General features: G+C 67.7%; 6 protein-coding genes and 1 pseudogene. 2 read left to right on the plus strand and 5 right to left on the minus strand.

Annotation, left to right across the window (positions count from 1 at the left end):
* The 5 genes and pseudogenes from VF542_RS05400 to VF542_RS05420 form a co-directional block, all read right to left on the minus strand.
* A pseudogene (locus VF542_RS05400) lies at positions 1-314 on the minus strand (amidinotransferase); the annotation flags it as partial.
* Positions 311-2,137, minus strand: coding sequence for an ABC transporter substrate-binding protein (locus tag VF542_RS05405; RefSeq protein WP_408650686.1), 1,827 nt, complete (start codon positions 2,135-2,137; stop codon positions 311-313). The gene VF542_RS05405 and the pseudogene VF542_RS05400, both read right to left, overlap by 4 nt.
* A gap of 20 nt (positions 2,138-2,157) precedes the next feature.
* The gene (locus VF542_RS05410) at positions 2,158-3,447 is read right to left on the minus strand and encodes an ATP-grasp domain-containing protein (RefSeq protein WP_408650681.1); all 1,290 of its coding nucleotides are present in this window, start codon (positions 3,445-3,447) and stop codon (positions 2,158-2,160) included.
* 67 nt (positions 3,448-3,514) lie between these two features.
* A complete protein-coding gene (locus VF542_RS05415) occupies positions 3,515-5,020 on the minus strand; it encodes a PqqD family protein (protein ID WP_408650682.1) in 1,506 nt (501 codons plus the stop codon).
* Positions 5,021-5,111: 91 nt separating this feature from the next.
* A complete protein-coding gene (locus tag VF542_RS05420) occupies positions 5,112-5,750 on the minus strand; it encodes an RNA polymerase sigma factor (RefSeq protein WP_408650683.1) in 639 nt (212 codons plus the stop codon).
* A gap of 489 nt (positions 5,751-6,239) precedes the next feature.
* Here VF542_RS05420 and VF542_RS05425 point away from each other — a divergent pair, with 489 nt between their 5' ends.
* Both VF542_RS05425 and VF542_RS05430 read left to right on the plus strand, forming a co-directional pair.
* Positions 6,240-7,514, plus strand: a complete 1,275-nt coding sequence (locus VF542_RS05425) for an AfsR/SARP family transcriptional regulator (RefSeq protein ID WP_408650684.1) — start codon at positions 6,240-6,242, stop codon at positions 7,512-7,514.
* Positions 7,515-7,631: 117 nt separating this feature from the next.
* Positions 7,632-8,171 (plus strand): nitrilase-related carbon-nitrogen hydrolase (locus tag VF542_RS05430; RefSeq protein WP_408650685.1); only part of this gene is annotated, 540 nt, incomplete at its 3' end.

Genomic DNA, 8,171 nt, shown 5'->3' on the forward strand with positions numbered 1-8,171 from the left:
CAGTCGAGGTAGGCAGGCGCCTCGGCGACCCGCTCCTCGTGCCGGAAGCGGGCCACCAGCACCTGGTCGTCCAGCACGGTCGCGCCGTTGGCGGCGAAGACCATGTCCGGCAGGCCGGGGAGCGGCTCGACCAGCTCGACCTGGTGGCCCAGCTCGAGGAACACGTCATAGATCCGTTGCCACTGCAGGTAGGCCAGCCGCTGGTCGACCGGCTTGCTGGGATCCATCCACGGGTTGATGCAGTAGACCACGTCGAAGTAGGTGGGCGGGCACATCAGGTACCGCCGTGCGGTGGCGGTGCGGCGCGCGCTCATCGGGCGTCCACGGTGGTGTCGGACATGGTGTCGGACGCGGTGTTCTCGACGTAGTACCAGTTCTCGGGATTGATCATTCCGTACGGATTTATCGGCTCGACCCCGCGCAGGTTCTTCGCTATCTCCAGCAGCCGCAGCGGAAAGCCGGGAGTCCAGATCGCCGGCACCTGCTCGGCGAGGTAGGCGTAGTAGTCGGCCATCGCGCTGGGATCCTCGCTGAGCACCGTCCGCTCGATCAGCTCATCGGCCTTCGGGTCACTGTATTCGGCCCAGTTACTGCCGGCACCGGTCTTGAACAGCAGCTCGCCGGTCGGATGGCCGTAGAACACCCAGCCACCGTTCCAGGAGCTCATCTGCCACCGGACGTGGCCCTCGCCGTCCTCGGTGTGGTCCTCGGAGACCAGCACGGATCCGTAGACGGGCTCCAGCCGCAGTTCGATGCCGGCCTTGGCGGCGTCGACCTGCAGCTGCTGCAACAGCTGGAGCAGAGCTGGCTTGCCCTTCACGTACCGGATGTTGAACGACAGCGGGGTACCTGCCTCGATCCCCTCGCCGGCGCAGCCCGCTCCGCTGCCCGGCCGGAGGCAGAGCGCGGGTGTGGTGCTGACATCCCAGCCGTTGTCGGAGAGCAGCGCTCGAGCCCGCTCCACGTCGAAGGGCCAGGGAATGTCCGGTCCGGCCGCCGGCACCGGCTCGCCGTGCAACGACGGGATCGGGCCGTCGGTCCGGTGGGCGTAGCCGTGGAAGATGTCGCGGATCGCCGAGTCCTGGTCCAGGCAGGATTGCAGCGCCTGACGGAAGTAGGCCTGCCTGATGATGTGTCCGGCCGCTGCCGAATTGGCGAAGTTGATCGGCATGTAGCGCACGCAGTACACATCCTGCGGAACCAGCCGGTAATGCTCGGCCAGCGGGTTGCTGCCGCCCTGGACCAGGCTGTCGGCCAGGCCGAAGGGCAGGAACCCGACCTGGATCCGGTCCGGCCCGTGCGGACCGGCCTTCAGCTGGGTGAACAGATCGTCCTCGGAGGGGACCGGCACCTGCCGGAACTCGTCCAGGTAGGGCTTGTTGGGTCCTGAGTAGTGCTCGTTCGGTACGAAGCTGCACTCGCCGTCCAAGCTGAAGCTCGCCAGCCGCCACGGGCCGTTCACCACGCTCCACACCGGGCTCGCGGGCCACTGGGTCCGGAACTCGTTGTCCTCGGACGTCCATTCACCGTTCTGCGCTACCAGGTAGTCATACACCGCCGGGACGTCGGCAAGATCGGCGGAAGCATTGGCGCCGACATCGTCAGCGGTGCGGTCCCACGCCTTCGGCATGGGGGTGATGAGGCTGAGCTGGTTCATCATGACCCAGACCCGGGAATACGCCCGGTCGAAGACGAACCGAACCGTGTCTTGCGCGATCTTCTCGTACGAGATGAGATTGTCAGGGAAGTAGCCGGGCGCGTACTTGCCGTACCGGGAGCCCTTGACCACCATCATGTTCACCCAGAACATGACGTTGTCGGCGCAGATCGGCTCACCGTTGGACCACTTCCAAGGCTTGAGCCTGACCGTGACGGTCCGCCCGTCCGCATCCCACTCCGGCGGCTCGGCGAGGCTGAGGTCCGGATCGACCTCCGGCTTGCCGTCCCTGCCCAGCCAGTACAGCGGCCGGTACATCAGCGCCTGGAACTCGTACAGGTTCCGGATGCCGATCCGCTCCGGCGGCGCGAACGGGAAGATCGTCGCAGGCGGGAAGCCGGGCTGGCCGGCCCAGGCGACGCTGCCGCCGCGAACCGGGCTGCTGCCGCCTGCCGCCACGGCCTGCGCGGTCTCGGCCACCATCGTGGACAGTTCCATTACTACCCCTTGCCGTTGTCGTGAGCAGAAACCGCAGCCAATTCGTCCTGGTCGCACATCCGTACGTCGATCTGGTCCGCCAGCTCCTTCGCCGCCTGGATCGCGTCGTCGAACGACTCGCCGGTGGTGCAGAGGAAACCGAGGATGTTGTTGCCTGCCGGCGGCCTGCGGATCAGGTCGCCGGGCTTGGCCGTGATCTTGAAGAAGAAGATCCGATCGGACTCCGAGACCGCGGTGGGCACGGTGATCTCCGAGATCCGGCCGGGAGCGCTGATCAGGCAGGTGCCGGCGGTGTGCACGCCGGTCGGCCGGTAGTGGCTCACCTGCGGGCGCACCCCGCGCGCCACGTCGATCAGGACCTCGATCGGTGAGTAGCCGGCGCTGATCCTGGCGAAGTAGTCCAGGCCACCCCCGCCGGGTCGGGCCGCGATCTCCAGCAGGTGCGGCGTTCCCTGGTGGAAGCGCACTTCGGCGTGCATGACGCTGCGCCGGATGCCCTGGGCGTGCGCGGCTGCCGTGATCACCTGATGGACCGCCGCGAGCTGATCGGGCGCCAGTGAGGTGGGCGCATGATGGACGTCATCGTCGAAGGTGTCGCCCTCGACGGTCACCCGGTCCACCACCGAGCCGAGATAGACCTCGCCGTCCCAGGCGAGCGCCTCGGTCAGGAACTCCGGCCCGTCCAGGAAGGATTCGATCATCAGGCCGTGGGGGCCCAGGTCGAGGCCGTCGGGCTCCATCCGGTACCAGGCCATGCCTGCGATGCCCTCGCTCGCCTGTGCGAAGCGCTCGGTCAACGCCTGCGGACTGTCCACGCGGAACACGAAGTTGCTCGCCGCACCCAGGGTGGGCTTGAGGATCACCGGGTAGCCGAACTCCTCGGCCGCCGCCAGCGCCGCCTCGACGTCGGGAGCGAACCGGAACCGCGGCCGGGGCACGCCGGCGCGCTCGTGCGCCTGGCGCATCAGCAACTTGTTGCGGCTGGTCCGGGCAGCCTCGACGCCGATGCCCGGCAGGCCGAGCTTCTCCGCGACCGCGGCCACCGTCACGACCGCGGACTCGGAGAAGGTGAGCACGCCGTCGAACCGTTCCTCGGCGTGCCAGGCGTCGGCCGCCGCGATGATGTCCTCGACGTGCTTGGAGCCGACGATGCGGTATCGCTGCGCAGGCCAGTAGTCCGCTTCACCCAAGCCGTTCAGGACGAACAGCTCGGCTCCGAAATCCTGGACCTGGCGGTACCTAGATTGGTAATAGGCGGCATTTTGGACCGCCTCCAGCGCGAGCAGTTTCATGCTGGGTTCTCCCTCCGCTCGGGCGACGGTGTCCGCGGGGCACGCCGGTGCCCCGGTCGGCCCACCGCTAGCGCCCGGAGATCTGTTCGAGCGCTTCTGGACCCTGCTTGCTGAATCGTGTCCGGATCAGCGCCTTGTGCGGGTCACCGACCAGTACCGCATCGATGGCGCCGGTGGCCTCACTGCCGGAGCCCCGCAGCGAACTGCGGTAGAGCACCCGCAGCTGAGCCAGCGTGAGCGCGCTGATCCGCTCGAGTTCGGCGGTCAACTGCTCCGCCTCGGCGAGCTCGTCAGCCAGCAATTGCTGGATGTCATCGAACCGGTCAGCCAGCGCCGGGTGTTCCTGGGCCAGGAACTGTCCCAGTCCGGCACCCTTGTCGGCGAAGGGTGAGTACACCATGCAGACCAGTTGCTCCTCGGTGAGGGCGAAGGTCTGCCAGGCGTATTCCTCGGCGGCGCGGCGCATCTGCGCCGTCGCGTCGGCGCCGGCGTAACGGGCTTGCATCTGCTCGATGAGCTGGGGTGGGAAGTCCTTGCTGCGCATCAGCCCCAGCGCGAAGTCGACGTACTCCTGCATCCCCTCGGCATAGCTGCGCTGGTAGACCCGCTCGCACTTCAGGCCTCGCAGGTGGACCATCAGCGCCGGGTTGCCGCAGTCGGACTCGGTGAAGCTGAAGGCGATGTCATCGAACTGGAAGCCGAGGAAACCGGTCAACAGCTCCATGTGGTCACCGGAGGCGTACTCGGTGTCGTCATAGATCGAGAAGAACCTCAGCCGCTCGGGCACATCGTGGGTGACTCGGCGCTCGGCGATCGTGTCGACGGATTCGGCTCCGTGGATGTCGGCGAAGTAGCCCTGGGCGATGCCGTCCACGGTGGACAGCAACCGTCCCAGGCCGGTGCCGGTGGGCTTCCGGGTCGGGTTGAGCCGCCGGGCCAGCCGGCCCACCCAGAGGGTGTACTGGCGCTGCTCCTGCTGCGAGTCGCCGGTGATGATGAGGTCGGCCCCGGTGCCGTACGAGGCGGCCACGCCGAAAGAATTGACGACGCTGAGGTTGCAGGCGTTGCAGAAGGTCGGACGACCGTCGGCGTAGGTACGGTGCCCGGTCATCAGGATGTCGAGCCGGTTGCGGTTGACGACCGCTTCGCGCTGCGGAGTGTCGACATCGAAGATGCTGACCTCGTCGCCGTCGATCAGGAGCAGCTCACAGTCCGGGTCAGCGGGCAGCCGCAGCGCCCGGTACTCCCTATCGATATTTTCCAGCACCGCTCGGGGCATTCCGGCGTGACGGTTGGTCGCCACCCGGAGCCGGAAGGTGCTTCCGTGCTCCCGCAGCAGCAGTAACTGCATGGTGCGGACGAACGCCAGCGTGTACGAGCTGTCCTTGCCGCCGCCGTAGGCCACCATGACCAGGTTGCGTTCCCACTCGTCCTGGTACGGCAGGGCGGCTCGAAGCCGGGTACCGCACCGTTGCGCCGCGGCCATGTTGGCGGCCGGCATGGCTTCGAGCAAATCCTGGAAGGCTTCCTCCCGCAGCTGGGCGACCCCGGGAGTCACGTCGGTCACTGCCATACGGCACTCCTTCGGCTGGCCCGGCTGGTCATGGAGGGGGCGGAGAAACGGTGTTTGCTTTGAGCCACAACGGATTAGAGCGACTGAACAGTCAGCGCTGATACAACCAGGAGGATGCCGTTAGTTCGGGCGTATCCCGCAGCGCTCGCAGCGCGCGCATTCGCATCGGGCCGATGCTGCCGACCGGCAGCCCGAGGATCTGGGCCACCTCACCGTAGCTGGGGCAGGTGTCTGACATCAGCAACCGGATGAGCCGCTGCTGCAGCGGCGGGAGCCGGGTCAGGGCCTGTTCCAGCGCCGGCTCGTAGTCACCGTCGACCGGGTAGACATCCGTCGCGGCGGTCGGGAACCGTTCGCCGTGCTCGGTCGCCGGATCGGCGCAGAGCAGGTACCGCCTTCCGCTGACCGCCATCCGCAGGCTCTCTCGCCGGGCGGTGGCGGTCAGCCAGGCCGGCAGGCTCTCGGGGTCGCGGATCTGGTGGCCTCGTTCCCACAGCCTGATCCAGGTCTGCTGCACCACTTCGGCGGCGTCACTGTCGTTGAGACCGACCTTGCGCGCGGTGTAGAGCAGCAGCCGACCGTAGCGCCTGCTCAACTCGTTCCACGCGGCCGGGTCTTCATCTTCGGCGCACGCGCGTTGCAGCAGGACCTCCAGCGGGTGCCCTGCGATGACGGGGGAGTCGGTTACCTGCCGACGGGGGTGGGAGATGACGAGGGCGCTGGCCGTCATGGCGCCGTCCTTCCTGTTTAGGAGCAGCGATCGATGCGGTGTTGCCGGTTCCTGCTGGCAAAGCGAGCCGATGCGACGGTTGGGTCTATGGGGTCAGTCAGGAACTTCGGAAAGTTTCCGGAGGTTCTTAATGTTCTTGCAGTCACTAGCGGGGGAGACCGTGCCAATCTGTGGCTGCAGTCCGTCGACATTCCGTCGATGGCCCATCGACAGCGCGGTCGAAATAGGCCGCAAAGCGGAGGTACCGACTGGGGCTTCGGTAACAGTTCGTACACAGTATGCCCAACACTTGGATATGTAGGGTGACTCGGTTAAAGCGCGTTTTTCCGAACTTTGGTGCAAGATTGTCGCTTGCCCGTCGATCTACTGTTCGTGGTGTCGACGTGATGCCGGAGCGAATCGATCGTGGATTTCGGAGACGGCATGCCTTGCGGGTGGTCTGTCTGCCGGACGCCCCGTACGGATCCGGGTGTGCCCGGCGGGAGAGATATGCAGATAGAAGAGTCTTGGAATGATCTGGATCTCCGCACTGGCGGATCCGACCTGACCTTCGGTGTCCTGGGACCGCTGGAGGTCCGAGCCGCGGACGGCCTGGTGCACGTCGGAGGTCCACAGATACGTGCTCTGCTGGCACTGCTCCTGGTGCGGCCCGGCCACGTGATGAGCCTGTCGACACTGGTGGCCAGCCTGTGGTCCAGCGATGCCCCGCCGTCGGCGGAGCGAACGGCGCGGACCTACATGTCGCGGCTGCGCTCGGCGCTGGCCCCGCTGGCCGGCCGCAGCCCGGCCGACCCGCTCATCGTGACGGCACCACCGGGGTACCTGTTGCGCGCTGACCCGATGTCGGTCGATGCGTCACTGTTCGAGCAGTTGGCGCTGGCCGGGCGGCGGGCATTGACCCGCAACGACCCACAAGCCGCTCGCTCCTACCTGCGCGACGCGTTGCGATTGTGGCGTGGTGACGCCTATGCGGAGTTTGCCGACGTTCCGGTGCTCCGGGCCGAGGCCAGCCGGTTGGAGGAGGTACGGCTGAGCGCCGTGGAGAACCGCCTGCAATCCGAGCTCGGTATGGGTCTCGGACCCGATCTGGTCGCCGAACTGGACGGCCTGGTCACGACTCACCCGCTGCGCGAACGGTTGTGGGTGCAGTACATGACCTCGCTCTACCGCTCAGGCCGCCAGGCCGAAGCACTGTCGGCATACCAGCGAGCGAGGGCTCTGCTGGCCGACGAGCTGGGCCTGGAGCCCTCGGTGGAGCTGGCCGAAACCCATCGAAGGATCCTGGCTCAGGACCCGAGACTGCTGCCGGAGCCGGCCGCCGTGGTCCTGCCCGTGCCGGCCGTCGTGCTGGCCACGGCCATCCGGCCGGCCGGCTCGGTCAGCGAGGTGGCGCTGGGATGGGCAGCCCGGCCGGAGCAGGAGTTGCCCCCTGCCGAACCGGAGCTGCCCGCCGACCGCTCGCTCGCGGCCCAGCCGATCCGGCACTGGGTCGCCCCGGAGGACGGCCGGCACCACTCGACGACGCAGGCTGACTGGTCACAACGGGTACCGGACGGAATGCGCCCGGCGCTGGATCCGGTCGCCGAGGTGCTGGCCGAGCCCCGGGTCCAGGCGCTGGTCACTCGACTGGGTCGAGTCGTGCTGTCACTGGGGCGGCGCGTCGTGACCCGGCTCGCCTCGGTGATACCGGCCCGGATCCGCGCGTGGTGCGGATGGGACACCGTCGAGCCACGTCGTGAGTACTCCCAGCGGCCCCGCGCGTGACGCCGACTCCGCCGGCCGGTAGCCGGGGCGGCTCCGCCGGCCGGTAGCCGGGGCGGCTCCGCGGGCCGGTAGCCGGGGCGGCTCGGCAGGCCGGGCAGGATCGGGGATGATGATGCGATGAAGGTTGCTGCGATCCAACACGACATCGTCTGGGAAGACGGCCCGGCCACCCAGGCCCGGCTCGAACCGCTGATAGCGCAGGCCGTGGCCGGCGGAGCCGAACTGATCGTGCTGTCGGAGATGTATGCCACCGGCTTCTCGATGCAGCAGGACCGGGTGGCTGAGCAGCCCGGCGGGCCGAACGAGCGCTTCCTGGTCGAGCAGGCCCGGCGGCACGGCGTGTGGCTGGTCGGCTCGATCGCCCAGTGGAGCGGGACGGCCGGTGACCCGCTGGCCGCCAACGTCGCGGTTCTGGCCGGCCCGTCCGGTCAGCTGCTGCGCTACGACAAGATCCATCCGTTCAGCTACGCCGGGGAACACGAGCACTACCGGGCCGGCAAGGACTTCCTGAACGTCGATGTCGGCGGGCTGCGGGTCAGCGTATTCATCTGCTACGACCTCCGGTTCGCCGACGAGTTCTGGGCGCTGGCCGCCGACACCGACCTCTACGTCGTGCCGGCGAACTGGCCCCAGCCGCGCTACGAGCACTGGAAGGTG

The sequence above is a fragment of the Jatrophihabitans sp. genome, from assembly GCF_036389215.1.
Taxonomy (GTDB): Bacteria; Actinomycetota; Actinomycetes; order Mycobacteriales; family Jatrophihabitantaceae; genus Jatrophihabitans_A.

Excerpts from the sequence above, each read along its gene's own strand:
- VF542_RS05420 (WP_408650683.1), bottom strand. The coding sequence starts at position 5,750 with ATGACGGCCAGCGCCCTCGTCATCTCCCACCCCCGTCGGCAGGTAACC.
- VF542_RS05425 (WP_408650684.1), top strand. The coding sequence starts at position 6,240 with ATGCAGATAGAAGAGTCTTGGAATGATCTGGATCTCCGCACTGGCGGA.
- VF542_RS05410 (WP_408650681.1), bottom strand. The coding sequence starts at position 3,447 with ATGAAACTGCTCGCGCTGGAGGCGGTCCAAAATGCCGCCTATTACCAA.
- VF542_RS05415 (WP_408650682.1), bottom strand. The coding sequence starts at position 5,020 with ATGGCAGTGACCGACGTGACTCCCGGGGTCGCCCAGCTGCGGGAGGAA.